The following is a 26239-nucleotide window of genomic DNA, read 5'->3' as shown; positions in this document are numbered from 1 at the left end:
AACTTACTTCACTAATCTTATTCGTGGATCTACTATTGTATAAAGTATATCTGTAACAAATATTGTTATTAGATAAATTAATGCATATAACAATGTTAATCCCATAAGTATCGGAATATCTCTATCATTAGAAGCCTGAATAAAATATTGTCCAGCTCCTGGAATTGCAAAAACCCGCTCTATAAAGAAGGATCCAGAAATTACTCCTGATATTGCTACTGGCAATACTGTAATTATTGGAATTAAAGAGTTTCTAAGAACATGTCTTTTAACTATAGCAACTTCTGATAAACCTTTTGATCTCGCTGTAAGTGTATAATCTTGATTTATACTATCTAACATGCTAGTTTTCATTAATCTTGCATAATAGGCTAAATATGTTCCAGCTCCTGCTATAGTTGGTAATACAGTGTATTTCCATCCTCCAAACCAAAGATCTGCACCTTTCGGCCAACCTATTATAGGTAAATTAAATAATGGCCCCTTGGCTAAATACTTTTGTAATAAAAGTGATAGTACTAGTGAAGGCACCGATGCGAGTATCATTGCTCCCACCAGAATGGTATAGTCTGTAATCTTTCCCCTTTTCATAGCAGCAGCAATTCCTAAAAGAACCCCTAATGTTACTCCTACTGCTATTTGTTGTATTCCAAGCCTTGCTGATACTGGCATTTTCTTCTTAACAATACTTGAAATAGTATCTCCAGCATGAACTAATGACTCTCCGAACTCACCTTTTACAATATAATTTTTTAAAGTAATAAAGTATCTTTCAACTACTGGCTTATCATAGCCATATTTAGCAATAACTATTTGCTTTGTTTGTTCTGGTAGCTTTTGAATTTTTCTATCAATAGCTGTCCCCGGAACTGCAGCTAAAAGAAAAAATGTAGCTGTTCCAATTAGATATAATGTTATAATCATTTCAATAAATCTTCTTACAACATACTTTGCCATAACCCTCTCCCTTTCGAAATTCAATTAATGCACACCAACATTTGTTGATGTGCATTATACAGTGCCTTATAGTTTTATTTTAATTAGTTTTTCCCTTGTATATATGCATGTTTAAATTCATAAACTGATCCAAATGAAGTAAATTGAATATTCTTAACATAATTTTGATAGAATGAATATTTATCAGTATAATAAACTGGTGAAATAACAGCATCTTCATTAACTAATTTAGTTTCTAACTCTTTATAAATTTCTGTTATCTTATCTTGATCTTTTTCTTTATATACGGATGCTAATAATTCATCGTATTTAGCATCAGCATAACCAGTATGGTTATTTCCACCATTTGATACCCATATATCTAAGAAACTCATTGGGTCGTTATAATCTGCTCCCCAGCCTGATAATGTAAAGTCATATTCTAACTTGTCCATTATACTTAAATAAACTCCCCAGTCACCTTGAGTTTCAACATTTATTTTAATACCTAAGTTTCCACTAATTTGTTGAGCCATCCATTCAGCTCTTTGTTTTTGTAATTCTGATTCACCTTGATTTAAGTAAGTTAATTCATATTTGCTTAAATCATCTGTTTGAAGTCCTAATTCCTTTAAGCCTTCTTTAAATAACTCTTGAAGTTTTTCTTTGTTATTTACATATGTTTTAGCATCAGCAGCTAAAGGTCCTTCTACTTGATCTCTATATTTTTCTTCACCAGAATATATAGCAGTTGGAACTAATCCATAAGCTGATTCGAATCTACCAACTAATTCCTTAGTATAAACATCTCTTTCTATTGATAAGCCAATAGCTTTTCTTATTTTTGCATTCTTTAATATTCCATCAGCTGACTTACTAGTTTGGTTAAAGTATAAGTAGAATGATCCTGGATCTTCTCCAGTAAGCTTTTGGAATTCTCCTGCTTCAGCTCTTTCAGACCATTTTTCAATATAATCTGTTTGAGCTCCTGATATATCTAATTCTTGTGATTCAAATAATTGTGCTTGAGTAGCAAACTCCTTAATATTTGTCATATTGATCTTTTCAAGATATACATTTTCTGCATCCCAGTAAGTATCATTTTTAACTAATACCATTGAGTTACCATTATCCCAACTTTCTATCTTAAAAGGTCCATTATATACTGTATCTGTAATTTCACTTGCATATTTATCACCTAATTTTTCGATAACATCTAATCTAATTGGGTGGAATACTGTATAAGATACCTTAGATACAAAGTATGGTAATGGATGCTTTAACTTAAATTCTAAAGTGTAATCATCAATAGCCTTTATTCCTACTGCATCTAATGATCCTTTACCTGTATTGTATTCTTCTGCCCCTACTATATCATATGCTAAGAATGAATAAGCAAAACCATTATCTGGATTTAATATTCTATGGAAAGAATCAACATAATGTTGTGCTACTACTGGCTCTCCATCTGACCAATCCATCTTTCTTAATTTAAATGTCCATGTTAAACCATCTTCTGATGTTTCCCAACTTTCTGCCCCAGCTGCAACTATCTCTTCAGTTTCTCCGTTATTCTCTATTCTTACTAAACCTTCTTGTACTGCATTAAGAATAGTTGAACTTTGGTTATCAGTAGTATCGTTAGCATCTAAAGTTGCTACATTAAAGTAAATAGTATTTAATACTTGCTCACTATCTTTTTCTGCTCCGCTTCCTGCTTCTCCTGGATTATTACTTCCACAGCCTACAAGTAGCATCATGCAACTTACGCCAGCTGCTAGTAAAGAAATTAACTTTTTTTTCATTACTTTTCCCCCTTTTTATATTTTTTAAATTTATATTATTTAATATTAATAATAATCAGTAAAACTTTATCAAAAACCTCCTTTTTGACATTTTTTATTATTTTCCATCATCTTATACAATTTTAATCTCAAAATATTGTATATTTTGCTTGTACATTTATTTGTAAATAATATTCTTTAATTATATTTAAGATTATTATTTAATTTATCAATAGAAATTTTAAACTTAAGTAAATAATTAAATTAAACTTCTATTAATAATACCAATTTTATCCTATTTATTTATACATATGATACCTTAGCAGTCATTTATTGTCAATATATTTTTTTCTAATTCTTCAATTTTTTATATATTATATTGCTATATAGTAATATAAATTCCTAATATAGATTTAATTTATCAATAAAGGTAAAAAAATTCTTTACTTTCATTAATTTTCACTACTTATAATTTAATATATTTAACAATACTATTATTATGATAAATATATTAAATTTTAAAGATAATATTCTTCTTCTAATTAAATAAAAAAAGCCTCATATGAAATTCTTAACATTTCATATGAGACTCTTTTCTCTAAACTTTTATAATTCTTTTCAGAACTATTATATAAAGTTAGAAACTTTTTTATGTGTAAACAAACTTATTGTTTCTTATTTCATTGCTTCTTCAATAGCAACTGCAACCGCAACTGTAGCACCTACCATTGGATTGTTACCCATTCCTATTAATCCCATCATTTCAACGTGAGCTGGAACTGAAGATGATCCTGCAAATTGTGCATCTGAGTGCATTCTTCCCATAGTATCTGTCATACCATAAGAAGCTGGACCTGCTGCCATGTTATCTGGGTGAAGAGTTCTTCCTGTACCACCACCTGATGCTACTGAGAAGTATTTCTTTCCTTGATCAACACATTCTTTCTTGTATGTTCCTGCAACTGGATGTTGGAATCTAGTTGGGTTAGTTGAGTTACCAGTAATAGATACGTCAACTCCTTCGTGATGCATTATAGCAACACCTTCTCTAACATCATTAGCTCCATAACATTTAACCTTAGCTCTTGGTCCGTTAGAATAAGGAACTTCCTTAACTATTTCTAATTTGCTTGTGTAGAAATCGAAGTTAGTTTCTACATAAGTAAATCCATTTATTCTAGATATAATGTATGCTGCGTCTTTTCCTAAACCATTTAATATAACTCTTAATGGTTCTTTTCTTACTTTGTTTGCTTTTTCAGCTATTTTAATAGCTCCTTCAGCAGCAGCAAAGCTTTCGTGTCCTGCTAAGAAAGCAAAACATTTAGTTTCTTCTCTTAAAAGCATAGCTCCTAAGTTACCATGTCCAAGACCAACTTTTCTATCATCTGCTACTGATCCTGGAATACAGAAAGCTTGAAGACCTTCTCCAATAGCTTCTGCAGCTTCTGCAGCTTTAGTACATCCCTTTTTAATTGCAATTGCAGCACCTAAAGTGTAAGCCCACATTGCATTTTCAAAAGCGATTGGTTGTGTAGATTTTACGATTTCGTAAACATCTATACCTTTTTCATCGCAAACTGTCTTTGCATCTTCTATTTTACTCATTCCGTACTTTTCTAATACAGGAATGATTTGATTAATTCTTCTTTCATAACTTTCAAATAATGCCATTATACTGTTCCCCCTTCAAATTATTCATGTCTTGGATCTATAACTTTTACAGCTTCATCAAATCTACCGTATTGTCCAGTAGCTTTTTCCATAGCTTCGTTAGCATCCATTCCCTTAGCAACCATTTCCATCATCTTTCCTAAGTGAACGAATTTATATCCGATTATTTCGCCATTTGCATCTAAAGCTACTTTAGTTACATATCCTTCTGCCATTTCAAGGTATCTAGGTCCCTTAGCAACTGTTCCGTACATAGTACCAACTTGTGATCTAAGTCCTTTTCCTAAGTCTTCAAGTCCAGCCCCTATTGGTAATCCACCTTCTGAGAAAGCAGTTTGGCTTCTTCCGTAAACTATTTGAAGGAATAATTCTCTCATAGCTGTGTTAATAGCATCACAAACTAAATCAGTATTTAATGCTTCTAATATAGTCTTTCCTGGTAATATTTCTGAAGCCATAGCAGCTGAATGTGTCATTCCTGAACATCCTATTGTTTCAACTAATGCTTCTTCAATTATTCCATCCTTAACATTTAAAGTTAATTTACAAGCTCCTTGTTGAGGCGCACACCAGCCCACACCATGTGTTAACCCTGAAATATCTTTTACTTCTTTAGCTTGTACCCATTTTCCTTCAACAGGAATTGGCGCAGGTCCATGATTAGGTCCCTTAGCAACAACGCACATTTCTTCCACTTCTCTTGAATACATCATATCTTATCTCCTCCCTAATTATAGACTGCTCTAGTTTCGTTGTTTATTTTTTAACACTTATCACTAGAGTAATCGGGACAAAAATAACCCATGTAGGTCAAATTTATCCTATAATCTATAATAACAGAAGTGAAAAGGTCTAACAACATAATATTACAAAAAATCTATCCTTTTCTTATGAAAATTTTCTTACTTGCTATTTTATAACTATTTTGCTATAATAACTATGCAGTAAGTCGGCATGGCGGAACTGGCAGACGCACATGACTCAAAATCATGCGGTTTTACCGTGAGGGTTCGATTCCCTCTGCCGGCACCAATAAGCAATCAAACTCTTGTGAAATCAAAGTTTGATTGCTTGTTTTTTTATCTTTAAGATACAATAGAATTACTACTAATAAAGTATTTTTAAATGTAGTTAACAATCCTATCCTTCATAAAATCTAAAAACATTTTTTCAATAAAAAGAATCCTATTTCTAGGATTCTAAAACAAAACTTTTTTATATTACATAACCCTTACAGATAATACAGCATCTATTATTCCAATAACTACTGATGCTAATATTGCTCCAATTATAGATACATTCATATTTGGTACAAAAAACTGTGTCAAATATATTATTATCGCTGCTACTGCAAAACCTTTTATTCCTTTACCAAATGGTGATGCATCAACTTTCATAAATAGTTCTATTAAATAATCTAAAACAGTTATAACAACTGCTGCAATTAAATAAGACCATATTCCTCTAATACTAAAACCTGGAGTAAAAAATGATGTTAATCCTAGTACAACTGCTACTAATACTAACCTTATTATTAAGTTTAGCATACTATTTCCACTATTACTTTTACCTTCCATTTAAATTCCTCCTTAATAAAAACTTTGTTGCATATATTTAGTATGCACAGAAATAAAAAATATATTATTCTTTATTAATTTTAGAATCTAAATCACAAATTGATTTAAAGATATTTGTAGTTTACTTAGTAATGAATTTTCTTCTTCTATGGACTTACCTAATCCATTTACTATTTCTTCTATTGATTTTATTTCAGTATTAGTTTCTTTAGAATTATCTAATATATTATTTGTAGAATAGGTTATTCCTTCAATAGATTTGCAGATCTCATTCATATAAATAAATATACTCTTCGTAATATTATATATCTTAATTGCACCATCAGATAAAATTTCCATATCTGTACCATAGGAACTAGATATATCTATTAATATATTATAATCCTTCCTTACCTTAGAATTTAAAAATTCTAAAAGTTCCTTAGAATTACATGAAATTTCTTGAAATGCATTTATTACATCAGATACTGTTTCTTTTATTTCTTTTAAATTTTCATCTGTTTCTTCTGATAACCTTCTTATTTCTTCTGCTATAACATAAAACCCATTTCCATTGCTTCCTGCCCTAGCTGCTTCAATTGATGCATCTATAGATAGTAAATTAACTTCTTCAGAAATATTTTTAATTATCTCTAACATTTTATCTATATCTTGTATAACTTTTCCTTTCTCTAATGAAATTTCTATCTCTTCTGATTTGGTGTTAAAGATATCAAAAGCAGTTTGTGCTGAAATCAATCCCTTTTCTTCAATCCTTTTAGCCCTTTTATTCATTTCAGTAGCTAAATTTGAATTATGTAATATTTCTTTACTTATTAAATTTGTAGTTTCTATTATTTCTTCTGTACTTAAAGTAGCTTCTTCACAATTACTATTAAGATTGTCTACCTTATCACTTATATTATAAATATTATTCTTAGCCTTAATAACTTCATTAATAATATTATTTGAGGCTATTGAGTTACTTTCACTATTGTTTTTTCCAACTTCAACCATAGATTTTGTATCAACTATTAAATTTTTAACATTATTAATAGCTAAATCTAACTCTTCTATTACACTTCCAATTTCATCATCAAAATATTTTTCCAATCTAAAAGATAAATCTCCATCACCTAAAGCAGAAGTATATTTACTCAAATTTTCTAATTGAGTTGTAAGTCTATTTTTAAATCTTTTTAGCAATATGTAAGCAAATAATATTGATACTACTATACATATAATATTTAAAATAACTATATTTTTTGATTGATTATTATAATCTACATATAAAGTATCTAATCTTTGTCTATGTTCCTTTATCATTTTATTATTTTCATCTACTAATTGATTTTTTAATACCTCTAAAGTATTTTTATATAATCTATTAGCTTCTTTATAATTATTGCTATCAATTAATTTTATTAAGCTCTTAGAACTATTATTATATTCATTAAAGGCCTTATTAAAGGCATCTAGGTTTGTATTATCTGATTCTGTAACTTCTCTATACTCACTAATACTTTTATTTATTTCTTCATATAGATTTGTAAATCTTATTTTGTAGTATCCTCTTGAAGAAGCCTTTCCTTCATCTATCAGTGAAAGAATCATATCATCAGAATTATTAAAGTTGTAGTCTACTTGAGATAGAATATTAAGAGCTCCGTATTCCCTATTTATATCTTTTAGATTTTTCTTACCAAAAAATATACCATAAATCCCTTGCACTCCAATTAATATTATTAAAATTATTAAAATATTAATTAGTATCTTTACTTGAGTTAACATTTTTCTTTTCTTTTTGTTGCTAATTTCAATCCCCCCAAATAATAACAGAATACTAATAATTGTAAGCTTCTACTATTAAATTCACGTTGTATTATTGTTAAAATTTTGCTAAAAAATATATTTAATTTACTTTTAATAATTTAACTAATAAAGTAAATGAAAAAGGATTATTTATTCAATTCCATATTTCTTCCTCCCCTCTAGGATAAAAGACATTAAACAACAAAGGAATATCTGTATTTATTGGTAAATTGTGTTTACCAGCAATCCTTATATGGGTATAATCAAATAAAAGATTAATTATTAAATGTCACAAATTTTCAATTAATAAAAGGGAGAACAATATATGATGAATCTCAAGAAAACTTTAATTCCAACAATATGTATAGCTATTTCATCATTTACTATCGGTGCATCAAATCTTAAAAATTCAGCTAAAGATTTAGATGGGGTATATACATTAAATCAAATAATAACACAAGAAGGGGATATTAGAAAATTTACAAGCGGAGGCGAATTAACAGTTAATAATTTAAAAACTACTTTTAATACTCCAACATAAAGTTCCCAGTGGGAAATTGAAAAAAATAGCTATAAAATAATTGAAAATGGATTTATTGAAACTGATTCAAAGACAAATCAAAAGTATATATGGCTAAAGATTAATAAATGAAAAATAAGCTATGTAGTATTAAATATTTATCTTAATACTATATAGCTTAATTATTTTTATATGAACTTTTACTATTATCATACTGCTGGCGTAGTAGGATTTACAATATTATCTGGTGTTGAATCTGACTCATTGCCTGGATCTAGTTCATCTTCCGGCTCCTTATCTGGTTCCTTTTCTGGTTCCTTATCTGGTTCCTTATCCGGTTCCTTTTCTGGTTCTTTTTCTGGTTCCTTTTCTGGTTCTTTTTCTGGTTCCTTTTCTGGTTCCTTTTCTGGTTCCTTATCTGGTGATGGCGTTATTGGAGGTGTAACGGCCTCGCCTTGTCCCCAACCATTGCTATTGTAATTATTATAACCAGGGTCATATGTATTTTCATATTCATTACTTTCGCTACTATCTTCTTCATTTTTTTCTGCTGCTTTTAATAACTCATTATATATTTTTTCATAATATAAAATATCTTTATCAATATCTTCTTCTGTAATAGTTAAATCAGCATTTTCATCTAATTCCTTAATTTTATCCTTAAGTTCTTGCAGTTTAACCTTTTTTTCTTCTTCCTTCTTCTTTTCTTCTTCTTTTCTTTTTTCTTCTTGTTTATTATTCGAATCCCCATCATTGCTCTTTGTCACTACAAGTGAAAGGTTCTTTTTATTTAAATGCTTTGAATAAATACTCCCTGAAATCAATACAGCTACTAACATAACTACTAAGATTATACATATACTTACTTTAAAAATTATATTTTTATCTAAATATTCTTTTAGTTGCTTAAATATCTTAAATCTCTTCATTATTCTTCTCCATTTCTATATTTTCCATATTTATACCTATATATTAACAAAATTTATCATTTTGTACAAATAAAATTATTATACATTTTATTCAACTTATGGTAATATATCCTTATAAAACATTTTTATGGAGGTGGATTGGTGGAAGTAATCGAAAAAGAAAATAATTATGTAACTTCATATTATATAGATATAATAAAAAACATTTTCTATACTCCTAGAATTTTTATTACTCCAAATTATATAAGAAAAACTTTAAAAACCATGGAAGTTACTATTAAAGAAAATAATCTTAATGAATCTGATAAAGATTTAATAAATTTAATTATAGGTATTTGTCATTATTATTTAAATGAATATGTTGCTACTAATAAATACTTAGAGGATTTATTATATAGTAAAACTTTCTATTCAACTAATTCATTTAAAGGTATAGTTTATACTATGCTTACACTAAGCAATTTAAAACTTAATGATATAGAAAAACATAATACTTACTTAAATCTTAGTATTAATTTTTTAGAGGAGAATAATTTAAATGAGCTTTTAATTTACTTATATTTAAATGTTTCATATAATAAGCTTGAAATTTATAATATTGATGAATTTCTTTATAGTAATATAAATAATATTTTTTCTTTACTATTAGATTATGAAGGCCCTTATTCTTCTCAGGCATATTTAATACTTGGAAGAATTTATTATAAATTTTTAAACTTAAATACCATTGCTCTTAGCTTATTAGAGAGGTCCTTAATTATTGCAAGGAAAAACAATCAAAGAGAGATAGAAATGCTAATTTACTACAGTCAAGCTTCTACTTACTTAGCTATGGATAAATTTAATGACGGAATAATTCTGTTAAAAGAAATTTTAAGTAAGTATTCTAATAAATTATCTTCTGTCTTTAAAACAAAGATTTATAGTAAACTGTTAGAGTTATTCTATCTTTCTAATCCTAACTTAAGTGAAGCTAAGAAACTGTTAATCTCATATAAAAATGAGCTTTATAAATTAGACTCATTATATACTGATCTTTATCTAACAAGATATAATCTAATATATGTGCACTATAAACTATTTGAAGCAGGCGAGAAAATAAATAACTCTCTAGCTGATGAACTATATTGTTATTTAGAAGCTGCATCCATTGTTTATAAAAGTAATTATTCAGATTTTACTTTTATGGAGTTTCAATATTGGATAGAAATATCTTATGGAGACTTATATAGGGCTCTAAAAGATTATAATAATGCATTGTTACATCATAAGAGGGCCCTCCTTTTTTCTGAAAACGTTAGAAACAAAAATAATATTCGTCTTTATAAATCAATTTCGGCAGATTATGAATCATTAAAGGATTTTAAAACTGCACTTAAATATTATAAGGTATCTATTGATACATTAGAAGCAATAAATGCAAATTCAATAGATAATTTCTATAGTAAGATTTTTGAAGATTTTGAGAGTAAATCAGTATTAAACACAGTAAATAATAATTTCTTTACTAACTTAAGTCATGAGCTCAAAACACCTGTTAATATTATTTACTCACTAATTCAATTAATGAGCACCCTAAAAAATGACAATGACAATTCTATAAAGGAATGCTTTGTAAAATATGAAAAAACCCTTAAACAAAATTGCTTGAGGATATTAAAACTGATAAATAATTTAATTGATATAACTAAAATAGATTCAGGAATTGGTAAGTTGGACTTAGTATTATTAGATATAGTTCATTTTATTGAAGATTTAGTATTCTCCATAGTTCCTTTTGCTAAGCATAAGAATATTAATATTATCTTTGATACTAATATTGAGAAGCTATATTTAAAAGTAGACCCTTATGCTTTTGAAAGAATCTTATTAAATTTACTTTCTAATGCTATAAAGTTTAATGATATAAATGGAAATGTATTTATTACTATACATTGTAATGATGAATCTGTAGATATAATTGTTCGTGATGATGGAATAGGAGTTCCTGATATATTTATTGATAATTTATTTGATAGATTTTATAAAGTTGATACTACTCTTTCTAGAAAATATGAAGGAAGTGGTGTTGGACTTTCTATAACTAAATCCTTAGTAGAGCTTCATAGTGGAACTATACGAATAAATGAGCATTACAAAAATGGTACTGAATTTATAGTAAATATGCCAATTCCTAATCAAAAAGATATAGATATTAAAAATAAATATGATTACTTTATAGATGATGAGAAGATATTAAGGGAATTCTCAGATATATATGAACTGTTTTAATAAAATACAAAACGAAAAATGATATCCTAATTAATGGATATCATTTTTCATTAAGGGGATAATTAACTAATTGTTAAGCACTAACAACTATATTTATATAATACTATTCTTTTATGTCAATACTGTTACAAAATGAATATTAAACTACTTTTTAAGAAAACTCCACTTGAATATAATAATCAGTTTATTTTGCCCATCTATATACACTAAAAAATAAATATATAATAGCACCTCCTAAAATAAGCCATAAAATAGCAGTTATTATATTATAATACTTCTTCATCCCCTCATATCCTTATAATTATAATATTCTATAGCTGACTTTAAAAACTTTACAGTTCTTATGGGTACTTTTCCTATTGATGTTTCTCCTGCAAGTAAAAAACCATCCACTCCTAAGTTGATAAAATTATAAATACTTTCTATTTCAGGTAATGTTGCAAGATGTCCATTTTTCATACTATTTAATAAATGTGTAGCTATAATAACTCTTTTATTATTTTCCTTTATTATCTTTATAGCTTTATCTTGTAATCTTACAGCTTCTAATATCCCTGCCTCTGGTACTAAATCCCCTCTACCAATTATAACAGTATCCACCTCATTTAAAATTTCATTTATATTTTCTATTCCTTTAACAGTTTCAACTTTTGCCCATATCTTAAATTTGTTTTTCTTATCTTTTATAATATCTTTAATTAGTTTTATATCATCGCTACTTTCAACAAAGGACTGACAAATTATATCAGTATCATTCTGCAGTGCAAAATTTATATTTTCGACATCATTTTTTCTTATATAATTCTTTTCCTCTATTAGCCCTGGTATATTACATCCTTTCCCCTCTCTAATAATACCACCCTTTATTACCCTTGCTTTTATTACTCCATCATTAACAGAAATAACTTCAAAATTCATAGTATTATCTTTCATAGAAATAGTTTTAATATCACTTCTTTCAATTAGCTTTTTTTCTATATTTAAAGGTACATATCTTCTTTCTTTCATATCTCTAAAACTAATGCTACTATAAAAGTCTTCACCACAAAAATATATTTCTTGGTTATTATAAACCTTATATATATATTTCAAACTTTTAGATACTCTTATTTTTTTGCCCGACAAATCTATTAAAATATGTAAATTCCTTTTTAAATCCCTAGAGTTTCCTATAACTTTTTCGAAGTCATCTTTATTAAAATGTGAACAGTTTAATCTAATTATATCTACTCCACCCTCAATAAGTTCTTTAAGTATCCATTTATCAATTGTTTTTGGACCAATAGTTGCAATAATATTCATAGCCTTCTCCTTATAAGTATTGTTACTTATCTTTACTATGAATCCTTTGTTTTTATTACAAGTATTTATATATAAAAAAATGATATCCCTAGCATTATTTTATTAGGATATCATTTAATAAACCTCTTCAATATTCATAATTCTTTTAAATCCTTTAATATTTCTTTTATTGTAATTATTTCTACTTTCTCTATTAATTTTTCTGGAATTTTTAATACTATACCTAGGGCATTAATATTCTTTAATAAATATAGATTTTCTCCTTCTTTCTTTTCAATTAAAACTGGTTCTTTCATTAACTTTCCAATACTAGAATTAATAACTCTCTCTATTTTTTCAGTATGGCTATAATAAATATAAATACCTTCTATTTTATCTAAAAACTCAATTTTAAAATAAAAATCTATATTTGTAACATTAGATTTAAGAACTTTTTTTCTTAATATTTTCCCATAGTTTATATTTTTATTATAATCCACATCCTCTTCTGAAAGATTTACCATAAAGTCTCCGCTCTCTTTTATATAGTTTATAATTTCATCTAAAATATTTTTATTATTTACATCTAATCCGTATTTCACATATGCTCCATAAAACCTATTGTTATTTCATTTTATTCCAAAGAGATTAAAATGTTCTAAAGTATTTTTATATGGAATAAGCTAATATATGAATAATTAATAGGAGGGCTTTTTCCTTAAATGAAAAAATTATCTAAATTAATTTTTATAACATTATTAACAACCTTATTTATAGGTTGTAGCCTAAATACTGCTCAATACATAAGGCCTGGTACTAAACCTAAGATAAATTATTATACTGAGGAAATAAAGGAATTGATTTCTAAAAATCAGGAATATAAGATTAAAGTCTTTGATATGAATATATATAAGTATTACGATGTTGATAAAAGTGAATATGATATAATTCCTGAGTTTATAGACACATTAAATGATGAAAATTACGAAGCTGAAATTGAAAAAGATTCTACTCCTGATTATAAGCTTATAATAGAGTTTTCTGATAATAAATATGTAATTAATGCATATAATGATAAACTTTTATCTATATATCCTTGGGACGGAGTTTATAAAGAAGATACAATTTCAATGGAAGGTGTATCTGATTATTATAACTTATATAATTTTTGTGAGTATATTAAAAAGGTAGCTAGTAATGAAATAAAAAAATAGGTGCTGTCGCACATTGTGCGATAACACCATTTCTATAGGTTATTTTCTAAATTTGATAATAGCCTAAAAATTCTCTCTCTTTTTAAAGGATGAATAAGGTTAGGGGCTATTTCACATAATGGTTTTAAGACAAACTCTCTTTCTTCCATTCTAGGATGAGGTATAGTTACGTAATCATCTGAAGTTATATAATCATCAAATAATACTATATCTAAATCTATTATTCTAGGTCCCCATTTGACTATTCTTTCCCTCTTCATTTCTTTTTCAATATTTAATAAATTAGCCATTAGTTCCTTTGGTTCTAAAAATGTCTCAACTTCAATAGCAACATTTTTAAATACATCTTGATTTTCATAGCCCCAAGGTTCTGTTTCTATTATTGATGATACCTTAGTAACTTTAGCTTCTTTTATTTCTTCTATTTTCTTTATTGATGTCTTTATATTTTCTTCCTTATCTCCAATATTACTTCCAATTGAAATATATGCTTTATGCCATTTTCTATAGACTTCTACAGCTGCAGTATCTAAATGTCTACCTATAGGAGCCCAAGGTTTCTTTAATAATACTTTGCAAGCTTTTACTAGTGAATAATTTAAAAGAATATATTCAGCAATCTTTTCTGCTGCTGTTTCTATTAAATCATAACTTTCCCTTTGGAATTCCTTTTCAATATTATGACATAACTCTCCATAATGAACTGATTTACTTAAGTCATTTGTAATAGCTGCAGCCCTTAAATCAACATCTAGTTCTAATGATATAATAAATTTTTGCCCTAATGACTTTTCTTCATTAAAAACTCCATGATTAGCAAAAATCTCAACATCTTTTAAATATAATTTATCCATAAAGTCTCCTATTTACTTCTTAATATTTTATCTGTCATTACACAAGCTCTCTTATTTTCAAGAACATCATGTACCCTAACTATGTTACATCCTTTCATTATTCCCATAACTGTTGTAGCAATAGTTCCTTCAAGTCTTTTATCAGTTGGAAGCTCTAAAGCTAAACCAATCATAGACTTTCTAGATGTAGCAAGTAAAACAGGATATCCAATTTCTACAATTTTCTCTAAATTATCCATAACTATTAAATTTTCTTCATAGGTCTTAGCAAAACCTATTCCTGGATCTAATATAATGTTTTCTCTTAGAACACCAGCTTCTAAAGCTATATTAATACTATCAACTAAATCATATATAACATCATGCATTAATTTTTTATAAGGTTTATTTTCTCTATTATGCATTAATATACAAGGCACATTATATTTAGCTGCTACCTTAGCTATATTTTCATCTTTTTTAAATCCCCAAACATCATTAATAATATCAGCCCCTGCTAAAATTGCTTCCTCGGCAGTTCTACTCTTATATGTATCTATTGATATTATTACATCTAATTCTTTTTTTATAGCCTTTATTATAGGTATAACTCTATTGATTTCTTCTTCTTCTGATACATATTCAGCACCTGGTCTAGTAGATTCCCCTCCGATATCTATAATATCAGCACCTTCATCTACCATTGTTTTTGCTCTTTTAACAGCTTCTTCAACCTCATTATACTTCCCACCATCTGAAAAAGAATCTGGTGTTACATTCAGTATTCCCATAACATATGTTCTTTCATTTAAATCAATATTCTTATTTCCTATTTTCATAATATTCTCTCCCCATTTAAAGCTTTATTATCTTATTTTTCTTTTCTTCTTGCCAGTAGCATTCCTTATATGCCCTGCAATTAAAACAATTTCTTGAAAGCTTATCACTAGTATAAATAAGCTTAGAAAGTTCATCATCAGTTTCTTTTCTATGATTATCTATTGCTCTTAAAATATCCTCTTTATCTTCTACAGTAAAATTAGTTTCACCTAGTAATTCCTTAGCTATTTCTACACTAGCCTTATGATGATCTTTACCTTCTGTATATTCTGACACTCTGCCTATATCATGAAGTAATGCTATAGCATATATTACTTCTTTTTTGAAGTTTAACTTTTCCTCCATTACTGTAATATATGCTATTCTTGCCACATCTAAAAAATGAGCCAAGTCATGTCCACAATACCATCTGTCTTTTTCTAACTCACCAAGTTTTCTAAGTAGTTCTTTGTATTTAGGATTACTTAAAATACTATTTACATTTTCCAAAGCTTCACCTTCTATCCAAATATTACCTGATGAAATTCATCACTTCTTTTCTAAGCTCATAATCTTCCTTGAAACATCCTCTATAAGTGGTAGTTACAGTTTTAGCCCCTGGCTTTTTAACTCCTCTCATAGTCATACACATATGCTCACCTTCAATTACTACCATAACTCCTTTAGCATCTAAGTATTTCATTAAAGCATCTGCTATTTCAGTAGTTAATCTTTCTTGAAGCTGAGGCTTCTTAGCATAAACCTCTACACATCTAGCTAACTTTGAAAGCCCTGCTACCTTCCCTTTAGGTATGTATGCTATATGAACTTTTCCATAAAAAGGTACAAAATGATGTTCACACATGGAGAAAAATGTAATATCCTTTTCTAGTACTAAATCATTTCCTTCAACAGTAAAAGTTTTTGATAATTCCTTTTCTGCCGTTTGCCCAATGCCAGAAAAAATCTCCTCATACATTCTAGCAATTCTATCAGGTGTTTCTAATAATCCTTCTCTTGATGTATCTTCACCTATTCCCTCTATAATAAGTTTAACGCCTTCCATTATCTTTTCTCTATCTACCATTATTAATCCTCCTAAACATCAATCTCTGCTTCATACTCTTCTCTAATTTTATTTGTCACCTTATTATTTGAAAATATTTTATCTTCAATTTTACTTACTCCCATTATTCCAAGTAAGCTATTAGTTATAAATACTTCATCTGCATTTATTAAATCTTCTCTAGTTATTTTCCTCTGAGTAATATGATATTTACCTAAAAGATATTCTCTTACTGTTCCTTGAAGAATACCTTCTTCTACTTCAGGAGTAAATATTTCTCCAGATGATACTATAAATATATTGCTAATGCTTCCTTCAGCTAAATATCCCTTTTCATTAAAGAAAATTACTTCATCATAATTTTTCTTTATAGCCTCTTCTCTCTCTAAAATATTCTCTAAATAATTAGTTGATTTAATATTATTTATCTTTGAGGTAGAGTTTCTAATAACTTCAGATATTTTTAAAGAAAATCCTCTTAAATAATCACCACTAGTATAAGTTAGTGGTCTACTTTGAAAAACAATATTTTTTTCTGTTACTACTATCTTTAAACCACAATTTTTTAAATTTAATCTATCTAATATATTTTCAATATATCTTATATCTACTGTATCTCCAATATTTAAAAATTCAATTGCCTTATTTAGTCTATCTATATGTTCTTTTAAAAATATTGGATGACTTTTTATTAAAATAGTTTCAAAAGCCCCTCTTCCAAAGAAATATCCATTATCTAACTGGATCTTCTCATTATTAATTATTAAATTCCTCATTTTATTACCCCATGTTTTATTTTCTCTTATAAAACTTATCCGATTGCTACCATTGCTAACACTCCCACCTTCTATAAGTTGGAGCTAAGCACTGCTACGCGCCTGGATTAGTTCTTCTAACCTTCAGATGGAGTATGGTATTCCTGTTAAGAAAACTCCATCTGAAGATAAGAATCACTTTATAATAAAACCTTCATTAAAGCCTTGGCCTTATCTATAGTTTCTAAATATTCATCTTCTTCAATGGAATCAAAGGTAATTCCTCCCCCTACTCCAAAGTATGCCTTATTATCTTTTTTCACTATTGTCCTAATAGCAATATTAAAATCAGCATTTCCCCTAAAGTCGAAATATCCTATTATTCCAGTATATATATTTCTTTTTAGACCTTCTAACTCTTCTATAATTTCCATTGACCTAATTTTAGGTGTACCTGTAATAGATCCTCCTGGAAAACATTCTTTAATACATTTTACAGCTGAAATATTATCCTTTAGCATTCCTTCTACTGTAGATACTAAGTGAAATACTGTTGCATATTTCTCAAGCTTAAAAAGTTCTGTAACTTTAACAGAATGTGGCTTACATACTTTACTTAAATCATTTCTTTCTAGGTCAACTACCATTAATAGTTCAGCCTTATCTTTTTCACTATTTATAAGTTCCAAACTATTTTTAAGATCTTCCTCTTGATTCTTCCCCCTAGGTCTTGTCCCTTTGATTGGTCGTGTAATAACCTTTCTGTCTTTAACTTCTATAAATCTTTCTGGAGATGAACTTATTATTTCTATATCCTCAAAGTTTACATAGGCTGAAAAAGGAGCTTTATTTATACTTCTAAGCTTTTTATAAATATCAAAGCCATTCTCTTTATTCTCTATTGTAAATCTTTGAGTCATATTAGCTATATATACATCACCACTTACTATATAATCCTTAAGTCTACTTATTGCATTTTTATATTCTTCTTTGATGAAATTTGAAGAAAACTTACTGTAGTCCTCCTCTGAAAGTTCAGCTTTTATATTATCTTTATTATAATCTATTTTCACAGTATTTTTAATAATTAAACTTAATATATCTTCTATTTCTTCATCATTACCATCTAATGAGGTTATATATTGCTTATTATTCTTTAAATCAAAAATAATAATATTCTTATAAAAAGCGAAACTAATATCACTAATACTAAAGTCTTCCTTGCTTGTATTAGGTATTTCTTCAATTCCTCTTGCAGCATCATAAGAAATATATCCTATTGCCCCTGAAAGTAATGGTATTTCTTTATAATCTTCCATTGCAAATTTATATTTACTAACTAATTTTTCTAAAACTTCAAAGGGATTTCCCTGAATTTTTTCTTTATTTATATAACAGTCATTACCCTTAGCTTCAAATAATAAATATGGATTTAACCCTATAAAAGAATACTTAGATAAACTTCCATCAGCCTTAGATGAATCTAATAATATAGTGTTTATTTGATTTTTAAAAACATTATATACTTCAAAAGAATTAAATTTAATATTTACTTCTTTTACTTTAACCATTAGCTTTCTCCTTAAATGTCTTAGTTATATCAATAAAGTTTTGTAAAATCTTATGTCCTTCTTCTGTCATCTCAGCTTCTGGATGAAATTGAAGTCCATATATAGGATATGTAATATGTTTTATTCCCATTATTACATTATCATTAGTAAAACTAGTTATTTCAAGTTCATTACTTAAGGTATTCTTATCTACAATCAATGAATGATACCTAGTAACTCTTAATGGATTTTTTACTCCCTTAAAAAGCCCACTATTATCATGATTTATATAACTTATTTTCCCATGTACCGGTACCTTACCTCTTACAATATAACTATTAAAATAATGTCCTATACACTGATGCCCAAGACAAATTCCTAATATAGGCAGCTTATCTTTAAAATTATGTATTACATCTAATGATATTCCAGCCTTATTAGGGGATTTAGGTCCTGGTGAAATTATTATTCCATCTATGTCAAGTTTATTTATTTCCTCTATGGTAATCTTATCGTTTCTATATATTATAACTTCTTCTCCTAATTCTTCAATATATCTAACTAAATTAAATACAAATGAATCATAGTTATCTATCATTAAAAGCATTATATCCTCCAAGTCCTGTACTAAAAATTCAGTATTTGTGTTAAAATATCTTTAATGTATAAATTATATCACAATATATATGTTTCAATAAATAATTTACACCTTTTACTCCTATAGAGTTTTAAGAGGAAGTAAAGACTTTATTAAGGCTTATATAATTAAATGTTTTGAAAGGAGATACAATGATTAAGTGTGATTTGCATACTCACTCAATTTGCTCTGATGGTAGATATAACCCTAAAGATATAGTTATAATGGCTAAAGACAGAAAATTAGATTATATAGCATTAACTGATCATGATACATTAACAGGTATTCCTGAAGCCATTATAGAATCTGATAAATTAAAAGTTAATTTTATTCCTGGTATTGAATTATCTACAGAACATAATGGAGAATCTATTCATGTCCTAGGATTTTTTACTAAAGAAAATTACAATAATGAAGAATTACACAAAGTATTAGATGCTTTTAAAGAAAAAAGAATTGAAAGAGCTTATAAAATTTTAGATAACTTAAAAAAATTTCATAATATTGATATAGATATAAATAAAGTATTATCTAATGGAAAAGATACTATTGCAAGGCCTCATATTGCTAAGGCCATTATGGATGCAGGATATCCTTATGATCACGAATATATATTTGAGAACTTTATAGGTAATGATTGCAGAGCCTATGTACCTTCTACAAAAGTTACAACTACTGAAGGTATTAAACTTCTTAAAAAATTTAATGCTTTAGTTTTCTTAGCTCATCCAGTATTAGTTAAAAAAACTTCTATAGATGAATTATTAGATCTTGGATTTGACGGTCTTGAGGCAATTTATTTTAGAAATAAACCTAAAGAGACTAAAAGATTTTTAAAAATAGCTAAAGATAGAAACTTATATATTTCTTGTGGATCTGATTGTCATGGAATACCTAATGACGTACGTCATGGTAATGTTGGCGATGTAAATATTCCAGATGATGAAAATGTACTTCATATGTTAAGATGGTTAAAGTTACAAGGTTAATCCCTTGTAACTTTATTTTTATATTTCTCTGTATATATGCAGTTAATAATCTAAGATAATATGAAAAATTTTTATATAAAGGGGTATGAAAATATATTATATTATCATAAACCCCAAGTTTTTAAATTAACTTATTGCTTTGAAGGTAAGTTTGAATTACTCTCTTTACTATCCTTATTTTTATCATCAACATACCATTTGCAATTAGTTGTAGGATTATTCAATATTCCTAAAGCAACTAATATTGATAATACTAAATTTGTTATTGCCTGATATTCTTCAGCAACTATTTTAACTCCAAAAGCACTTAATATCATTGGTATAAGAGCAAGAATAGAAACCCATAAACCATAATTTTTAAATCTTGACCACTCAAAATTCATACATATATCACCTTCCTCTTGCCTATGATACAGTATATTCACATATTAAAATTATGTGAAGTAAATTATGATTTTTGTTAATAAATATGATTCCTAAGGAATAAAAAAACTCCAAATGGAGTTTTAAAAACAATTATTTCAGTAATTTCGAACAAATTACATCCTTAATTGTCAATTACTAATTGTCAATTGCTAATTGTTAATTGCTAATTAAAAAAGGCTGCATTATGCAGCCTGTTTATACTACTTTGCTTCTAAAAAAGCCTTATATCCTCTCATTGTTTCATAAACATCAAGCTTACTTGATATTTCCCAAGGAGCATGCATATTTTGAAGAGCAACTCCACAGTCGATTACTTCCATATTGTACTCTGCTAAAATATATGCAATAGTACCTCCACCACCTTGATCTACTTTACCAAGTTCTGCTGTTTGATAAACAACATCATTTTCTTCCATTATATTTCTTAGCCACGCTATGTATTCAGGATTAGCATCATTACATCCCGACTTTCCTCTTGCTCCAGTATATTTATTAAATACTAAGCCTTTTCCAAAGTAAGCAGAATTTTTCTTTTCCATAACTGATGGATAGTTTGGATCAAAAGCTGCTGAAACATCTGCTGATAGCATCTTTGAATTTGATAATGCTCTTCTTAACTTAAGACTTGAATATTCTCCAAGTCTATCCATAACTTCTGAAACAGTATTTTCAAAAAACCTTGAATGCATTCCTGTTGCTCCATTACTTCCAACTTCTTCTTTATCTACTAGTAATACAACACTAGTATAATCTACTTCTTCTGTATCTAAAAGTGCCATTAATGATGTATATGCACAAACCCTATCATCTTGGCCATAAGCCATTATCATACTTCTATCAAGGCCATATTCTCTAGCTCTACCAGCTGGAACAACTTCTATTTCTGCTGATATAAAATCATCTTCATCAAAGTCATACTTTTCATTAAGTATTCTTAAAATATTAGCTTTAACAGCATCCTTTTCTTTATCTTCTAAAGGAATACTTCCTACTAATAAGTTTAAGTCTTCACCTTCAACTACTACATTTGCCTTTTTTTGGAGCTGATCTGCTGATAAATGAATTAAAAGATCTGAAACACCAATAACCGGATCATTATCGTCCTCGCCAATAACAACATTTATTTTAGTTCCATCTTTTTTAACTACAACCCCATGTATAGCTAATGGTAAAGTTACCCATTGATATTTCTTAACCCCTCCATAATAGTGGGTTTCCATCATTGCAAGCCCTGTATCTTCATATAATGGGTTTTGTTTTAAATCAAGTCTTGGTGAATCCACATGTGAACCTATTATTCTTAGTCCTTTCTCGATAGGCTCTTTTCCAATTAAAAAAAGTGCTAACGCCTTATCTTTATTGTTACAGTACACCTTGTCTCCAGCTTTTAATCTTTCATTATTATTAATTATGTCTTCTAAGTTCCTATATCCAAGAGCTTCAGCCATATTAATACTTGTAAGCACACATTCTCTTTCTGTTTTGCAAATAGACATATAATTTATATATCCCCTGCAAAACTCAAATAACTCTTCTCTCTTTTCTCCAATATATTTTTCCCATACTTTTTTATTTTTATCTTCTCTAGTACTCATTACACCCTCCTTAGTATAAAGTTTGTTACTCTATTATTTTGTCCATTCTACTCTCAATTATATCTACAGGAGTTACATCTGACATTAAAGAATGTCTATAATTAACTGCAGCTGCCTCAATAATTACTGCTATATTTCTTCCTGGTCTTACTGGTACTCTAAGTTTCTTAACCTTAACACCCAGTATATCTTGTCTTTCATCATTTAGACCTAATCTATCATAATCCCCATCATCTTTCCAATGCTCAAAATGCATAAGAAGCTTTATGTCCTTTTCTGGTAATACAGAACTTAATCCATAAAGTGATGCTACATCAATAATTCCTATTCCTCTTACTTCAAGCATACCAATTGTAATTCTTGGAGATTTACCTATAAGCTCTCCATCAACCTCTTTTATATCAACTGCATCATCAGTTACTAATCTATGTCCTCTTTTAATAAGTTCAAGAGCTGTTTCACTCTTACCTATTCCACTTTCCCCAGTAATTAAAATACCTATTCCATATACATCTACTAGGACTCCATGAATTCTAGTTTCTGGCGCTAATTTATCTGCAAGGTAAATTGTTAATTTACTCATAAATTTAGTAGTTACTAGGCTAGTTCTTATAAGCCATATTTTATTTTTTTCTGCTGCCTTTAATAATTCCTCTTGAGGTTCTAAGTCCCTAGTAATCATTAAACATTTTAAATTAAAGCTACAATACTTATTTATTCTCTTTTTTCTAAGCTCAATTCCCATAGTCTCAAGAAAGCTCCACTCCGCTTTACCAATTACTTGTATCCTTTCTGGCGCGAAATAATTGTAAAATCCTGCGAGCTGTAATCCTGGTCTATTAATATCATTTACAAAAATCTCAGCATTTTTGTCCCCTTCTACCAGAACTTCCATATCAAAATCCTTAATTAATTTTTCAACTTTAACTGACAACTCTATCACCCTTTAATTTTTTTTCTTTAACTCCACCGTTTCTAATTGAGCCCTAAAATTACTTTTAACACTATCAATATATCTTCTTCTTAATATTTGTTGCTCTTCTTTTTCAATTTCATTTAATCCTTCTTCTTTACTTTTTTTATAAAGTTCATTAATCCTTTTTATTACATCATCCATTTTCATATTTGCGTAGTCCATCTTTAGTACTCCCTTTCTTAAAATAATTCTTTCTTATATTTTACCTTCATTTTTTCTCAATATCAACTTTTAAAATTACTCAGATGTAATTATTTACACTTTTTAACTAAAATTTAATATTCTTTCTATAAGTAGCTTTTAATCTATGCTTTTAATTTTGATATTTTACTTAATAATTATTCTTTACTCAATAATTTTATAAGTCTATATCTGTATATTATTAATTAAAACTTGTAATGTAAAAAAATTTGTAGAAATCCGTCTAAAGAATTCGTTTTACATTTTTATACTTTTTGGTATAATATTGTTATAAACTATTGTATTTTGTAAATAGATGGGGGTGCTACAATGAGCAAAAGTAAATGTAGAAAAAAAATCAGAATTAAAAGAGCATTATTAAACTTCTTATTAAACTATCTTCCTCTTAACAGCAAATTAATATTATATATTTCCCAAGATTTAGATACACTAATTTCTCAATATCAAAAATGTATTTATAGAAACCATATTCGAAAAAATCTACGTAGCAACCAACTTAAAAAGGTTGCTTAATTAATCTCAATCAATATTTTCATTTATAATATACTTTGCTAAATTTTTAAGCTTTGGTGATAATATTAATTAAAGTATTAAAGAACTTAATTAATATTATCACCAAATTAATTAAATAAAAAAAATACCTCATATTAGAGGTATTAATTACATATTATTCCCAACATGCCGGTCACTTAAATATTCATACCTGCTACTCGCAGGTGGGTTAAGCGCACTAACTCTTTGCTTTCTCCTGCCACATAAGTGAATTACTGGAGCCCAGCATACTTTTAGATATTGCAAATCCCGTATATTCAATGTAGGTTGAATATTTTAAGCTAAGCGCACATCTCAGGATTTAATTATGATTTAATTATATCATAATTTTTTTCTTATGCAATAGAATAATTTTTCTTCATATGGAAGGGTTTAAATAATAAACTCTTTTGCAACATCTTCAATAGTAATATCTTGATCTTCATCTGTAAATAAGGCCATAAATTGCATAGACTCAAAATTAGTAGAGTTCATTTGGAAAGCCATAACTTCTCCTGCTAAATCTACTTCCTCAACTATTTCTTCAATTATATCAACTACTTCATCGTTAGCATACTCATAAAGATATGGAATAAAGAACTCTTTATACCATTCATTGCTTTCTTCTTCATAATCACTTTCATCATTAGAATAGCTTCTTGCAGCTGATAGGACATCTTCATCAAAATCAAAAAAGAATCTTACTAATATTATTCCATCTTCATTTTTTAATTCTTCTATTTCTGTAAGTTGATTTTCTTCTAATATACTTATAATTTGGTTTATTTTCATATTTTCCTCCTAAAATACAATTAATCCTAAAATAAAATTAATATAGTAACTTTTTATATTCTTTTTTAACAGCTAAGAATTCCTTATCATCTTCTACTAAGTTTAATTCTTCTTTTCCATCAATATTATCAACTCTAAAAACATATACATCGTCTTCTTCACCCTCTAATGGTGCTAATAAAAGATACTCTACTTCTTTTAAGTAAACTCTTGCTACTGCCTCGAAGTCAACTTTCTCACCATCTTCATTATAAAAGCTCATAACTACCTTTTCTTCTTCATTTATATTTAAATCTTTTTTATCCATACTGTTCACTCCTATTTTAATTATCCATTATATTTTATATGTATACAATAAAAATTACTAGCTTTTTCATTATAAATCTTATAGGTCACATTTTGTAACTTTATATACCTATTATTCATAATATAAATTAGTATTTTTTTAGAGGTAATTTTATGTTTGAAGCTTTAATATTGGTTTTATCTGTATCTATAGATTCCTTCTTAGCAAGTATTTCTTATGGCACAAGTAAAATTAAAATACCTTTAAGATCTGCATTAATAATAGATATAATTTCCTCTTCTATGCTTGGAATCTCTTTAATAATTGGCGGTATTCTTCAAAATTATATTTCATTGAACATAGCAAAAGTTATAAGCTTTGTAGTTTTATTTTTTTTAGGTTTTTATCGCTTATTTGAAAGTTTATTAAAATCATATATAAATAAAAAATCGAAAGAGGTTTCTCCATTTAAATTTAAGTTATTTGATTTTAACTTTGTACTTCAAGTCTATGCAAATGAAATAAAAGCCGACTTTGATAAATCTAAAAATTTATCTTCTAAAGAAGCTATCTATCTAGCTTTTGCCTTATCTTTAGATAGCTTAGCTGTGGGCTTTGGTAGTAGCCTTGTAACAATTAATTATATTGAGGTTTTTATTTTCTCATTAATTATTGGCTTAATTGTAATTTTATTTGGGTCATATTTAGGTAAAAAGTTTGTAGATATTACTAACTTTAACCTTTCCTGGCTATCTGGATTAATGCTAATTATTTTAGCCTTTTTAAGGGCATTTTAAAAAATTATA

General features: G+C 27.7%; 28 protein-coding genes, 1 tRNA gene and 1 other RNA gene. 7 read left to right on the top strand and 23 right to left on the bottom strand.

Going from position 1 to position 26239, the window contains the following annotated elements; all coding sequences use genetic code 11:
• Positions 1-3 precede the first annotated feature (3 nt).
• From E5347_RS01975 to E5347_RS01960, 4 genes are all read right to left on the bottom strand, one after another.
• Positions 4-957 (bottom strand): ABC transporter permease, encoded by a 954-nt coding sequence (locus E5347_RS01975; protein ID WP_136004069.1) that lies wholly within the window; start codon positions 955-957, stop codon positions 4-6.
• Positions 958-1040: 83 nt separating this feature from the next.
• Positions 1041-2741, bottom strand: a complete 1701-nt coding sequence (locus E5347_RS01970; protein WP_136004067.1) for a peptide ABC transporter substrate-binding protein — start codon at positions 2739-2741, stop codon at positions 1041-1043.
• Between the two features lie 654 nt (positions 2742-3395).
• Positions 3396-4394 carry a GGGtGRT protein gene (locus E5347_RS01965; RefSeq protein ID WP_136004065.1) on the bottom strand — a complete coding sequence of 333 codons (999 nt, stop codon included), beginning with the start codon at positions 4392-4394 and terminating at the stop codon, positions 3396-3398.
• A gap of 20 nt (positions 4395-4414) precedes the next feature.
• On the bottom strand, positions 4415-5107 hold the full coding sequence (locus E5347_RS01960) for an iron-sulfur cluster assembly scaffold protein (RefSeq protein WP_136004063.1): 693 nt from the start codon (positions 5105-5107) through the stop codon (positions 4415-4417).
• A gap of 235 nt (positions 5108-5342) precedes the next feature.
• Between E5347_RS01960 and E5347_RS01955 the strand changes: the two genes are divergently transcribed.
• Positions 5343-5426: transfer RNA gene (locus E5347_RS01955), tRNA-Leu, on the top strand.
• Positions 5427-5614: 188 nt separating this feature from the next.
• Here the strand turns inward: E5347_RS01955 and E5347_RS01950 are convergent.
• Together E5347_RS01950 and E5347_RS01945 are read right to left on the bottom strand one after the other, a co-directional pair.
• The gene (locus tag E5347_RS01950; RefSeq protein WP_136004061.1) at positions 5615-5971 is read right to left on the bottom strand and encodes a phage holin family protein; all 357 of its coding nucleotides are present in this window, start codon (positions 5969-5971) and stop codon (positions 5615-5617) included.
• 87 nt (positions 5972-6058) lie between these two features.
• The gene (locus tag E5347_RS01945) at positions 6059-7741 is read right to left on the bottom strand and encodes a methyl-accepting chemotaxis protein (RefSeq protein WP_136004058.1); all 1683 of its coding nucleotides are present in this window, start codon (positions 7739-7741) and stop codon (positions 6059-6061) included.
• Between the two features lie 346 nt (positions 7742-8087).
• Here E5347_RS01945 and E5347_RS01940 point away from each other — a divergent pair, with 346 nt between their 5' ends.
• Positions 8088-8303: a hypothetical protein gene (locus tag E5347_RS01940; RefSeq protein ID WP_136004056.1), complete on the top strand. Its 216-nt coding sequence runs from the start codon at positions 8088-8090 to the stop codon at positions 8301-8303.
• Between the two features lie 188 nt (positions 8304-8491).
• Here E5347_RS01940 and E5347_RS01935 read toward each other — a convergent pair whose 3' ends face one another.
• Entirely contained in the window at positions 8492-9211 is a 720-nt protein-coding gene (locus E5347_RS01935; protein ID WP_136004054.1) for a hypothetical protein, read from the bottom strand.
• Between the two features lie 141 nt (positions 9212-9352).
• Here E5347_RS01935 and E5347_RS01930 point away from each other — a divergent pair, with 141 nt between their 5' ends.
• Positions 9353-11482, top strand: a complete 2130-nt coding sequence (locus E5347_RS01930) for a tetratricopeptide repeat-containing sensor histidine kinase (RefSeq protein ID WP_136004052.1) — start codon at positions 9353-9355, stop codon at positions 11480-11482.
• 279 nt (positions 11483-11761) lie between these two features.
• On the opposite strand, the gene E5347_RS01925 is transcribed toward E5347_RS01930, so the two are convergent.
• Positions 11762-12784: a pyruvate kinase gene (locus E5347_RS01925; RefSeq protein ID WP_136004049.1), complete on the bottom strand. Its 1023-nt coding sequence runs from the start codon at positions 12782-12784 to the stop codon at positions 11762-11764.
• Between the two features lie 134 nt (positions 12785-12918).
• Complete coding sequence (locus E5347_RS01920; RefSeq protein ID WP_136004047.1) at positions 12919-13365, bottom strand: hypothetical protein; 447 nt, start codon at positions 13363-13365, stop codon at positions 12919-12921.
• Positions 13366-13485: 120 nt separating this feature from the next.
• On the opposite strand from E5347_RS01920, the gene E5347_RS01915 reads away from it, so the two are divergent.
• Positions 13486-13977 carry a DUF4883 family protein gene (locus tag E5347_RS01915; RefSeq protein ID WP_136004045.1) on the top strand — a complete coding sequence of 164 codons (492 nt, stop codon included), beginning with the start codon at positions 13486-13488 and terminating at the stop codon, positions 13975-13977.
• 32 nt (positions 13978-14009) lie between these two features.
• Here E5347_RS01915 and folK read toward each other — a convergent pair whose 3' ends face one another.
• The 7 genes from folK to E5347_RS01880 form a co-directional block, all read right to left on the bottom strand.
• Entirely contained in the window at positions 14010-14831 is an 822-nt protein-coding gene (gene folK, locus E5347_RS01910) for a 2-amino-4-hydroxy-6-hydroxymethyldihydropteridine diphosphokinase (protein WP_136004043.1), read from the bottom strand.
• 8 nt (positions 14832-14839) lie between these two features.
• A complete protein-coding gene (gene folP, locus E5347_RS01905) occupies positions 14840-15649 on the bottom strand; it encodes a dihydropteroate synthase (RefSeq protein ID WP_136004040.1) in 810 nt (269 codons plus the stop codon).
• A 16-nt stretch (positions 15650-15665) separates the two neighbouring features.
• Complete coding sequence (locus tag E5347_RS01900; protein ID WP_136004038.1) at positions 15666-16139, bottom strand: HD domain-containing protein; 474 nt, start codon at positions 16137-16139, stop codon at positions 15666-15668.
• Between the two features lie 22 nt (positions 16140-16161).
• On the bottom strand, positions 16162-16716 hold the full coding sequence (folE, locus tag E5347_RS01895; protein ID WP_136004036.1) for a GTP cyclohydrolase I FolE: 555 nt from the start codon (positions 16714-16716) through the stop codon (positions 16162-16164).
• Positions 16717-16727: 11 nt separating this feature from the next.
• On the bottom strand, positions 16728-17471 hold the full coding sequence (locus E5347_RS01890; protein ID WP_136004034.1) for an aminotransferase class IV: 744 nt from the start codon (positions 17469-17471) through the stop codon (positions 16728-16730).
• Between the two features lie 179 nt (positions 17472-17650).
• Positions 17651-19021, bottom strand: coding sequence for an aminodeoxychorismate synthase component I (pabB, locus tag E5347_RS01885; RefSeq protein ID WP_136004032.1), 1371 nt, complete (start codon positions 19019-19021; stop codon positions 17651-17653).
• A complete protein-coding gene (locus E5347_RS01880; RefSeq protein ID WP_136004030.1) occupies positions 19014-19607 on the bottom strand; it encodes an anthranilate synthase component II in 594 nt (197 codons plus the stop codon). Before E5347_RS01880 ends, pabB begins: the two co-directional genes overlap by 8 nt.
• Positions 19608-19789: 182 nt before the next feature.
• Here E5347_RS01880 and E5347_RS01875 point away from each other — a divergent pair, with 182 nt between their 5' ends.
• Positions 19790-20626, top strand: a complete 837-nt coding sequence (locus tag E5347_RS01875; protein WP_136004028.1) for a PHP domain-containing protein — start codon at positions 19790-19792, stop codon at positions 20624-20626.
• 131 nt (positions 20627-20757) lie between these two features.
• On the opposite strand, the gene E5347_RS01870 is transcribed toward E5347_RS01875, so the two are convergent.
• From E5347_RS01870 to E5347_RS01855, 4 genes are all read right to left on the bottom strand, one after another.
• A complete protein-coding gene (locus E5347_RS01870) occupies positions 20758-21009 on the bottom strand; it encodes a phage holin (RefSeq protein WP_136004026.1) in 252 nt (83 codons plus the stop codon).
• A gap of 243 nt (positions 21010-21252) precedes the next feature.
• A complete protein-coding gene (locus tag E5347_RS01865) occupies positions 21253-22647 on the bottom strand; it encodes an aminopeptidase (RefSeq protein WP_136004024.1) in 1395 nt (464 codons plus the stop codon).
• A gap of 25 nt (positions 22648-22672) precedes the next feature.
• Positions 22673-23581 (bottom strand): HPr(Ser) kinase/phosphatase, encoded by a 909-nt coding sequence (gene hprK / locus E5347_RS01860; RefSeq protein ID WP_136004021.1) that lies wholly within the window; start codon positions 23579-23581, stop codon positions 22673-22675.
• Positions 23582-23593: 12 nt separating this feature from the next.
• Positions 23594-23785, bottom strand: coding sequence for a DUF896 domain-containing protein (locus tag E5347_RS01855; RefSeq protein WP_136004019.1), 192 nt, complete (start codon positions 23783-23785; stop codon positions 23594-23596).
• Positions 23786-24133: 348 nt separating this feature from the next.
• Between E5347_RS01855 and E5347_RS01850 the strand changes: the two genes are divergently transcribed.
• Positions 24134-24337 (top strand): Spo0E family sporulation regulatory protein-aspartic acid phosphatase, encoded by a 204-nt coding sequence (locus tag E5347_RS01850; RefSeq protein ID WP_136004017.1) that lies wholly within the window; start codon positions 24134-24136, stop codon positions 24335-24337.
• Positions 24338-24490: 153 nt separating this feature from the next.
• Here E5347_RS01850 and ssrS read toward each other — a convergent pair.
• The 3 genes from ssrS to E5347_RS01835 all read right to left on the bottom strand — a co-directional run bounded on the left by ssrS (position 24491) and on the right by E5347_RS01835 (position 25454).
• Positions 24491-24680: non-coding RNA, 6S RNA (gene ssrS, locus E5347_RS01845), on the bottom strand.
• A gap of 68 nt (positions 24681-24748) precedes the next feature.
• Positions 24749-25147, bottom strand: a complete 399-nt coding sequence (locus E5347_RS01840) for a hypothetical protein (protein ID WP_136004015.1) — start codon at positions 25145-25147, stop codon at positions 24749-24751.
• A gap of 37 nt (positions 25148-25184) precedes the next feature.
• Positions 25185-25454, bottom strand: a complete 270-nt coding sequence (locus E5347_RS01835) for a DUF1292 domain-containing protein (RefSeq protein ID WP_136004013.1) — start codon at positions 25452-25454, stop codon at positions 25185-25187.
• Between the two features lie 152 nt (positions 25455-25606).
• Here E5347_RS01835 and ytaF point away from each other — a divergent pair, with 152 nt between their 5' ends.
• A complete protein-coding gene (gene ytaF / locus E5347_RS01830) occupies positions 25607-26230 on the top strand; it encodes a sporulation membrane protein YtaF (RefSeq protein ID WP_136004011.1) in 624 nt (207 codons plus the stop codon).
• The last annotated feature ends 9 nt before the right edge of the window (positions 26231-26239 follow it).

Source organism: Clostridium sartagoforme (genome assembly GCF_004794105.1).
Lineage (GTDB): Bacteria > Bacillota > Clostridia > Clostridiales > Clostridiaceae > Clostridium > Clostridium sartagoforme_B.
The sequence above is the reverse complement of the archived record's forward strand: the minus strand, read 5'-3'. Positions and strand labels throughout refer to the sequence as shown.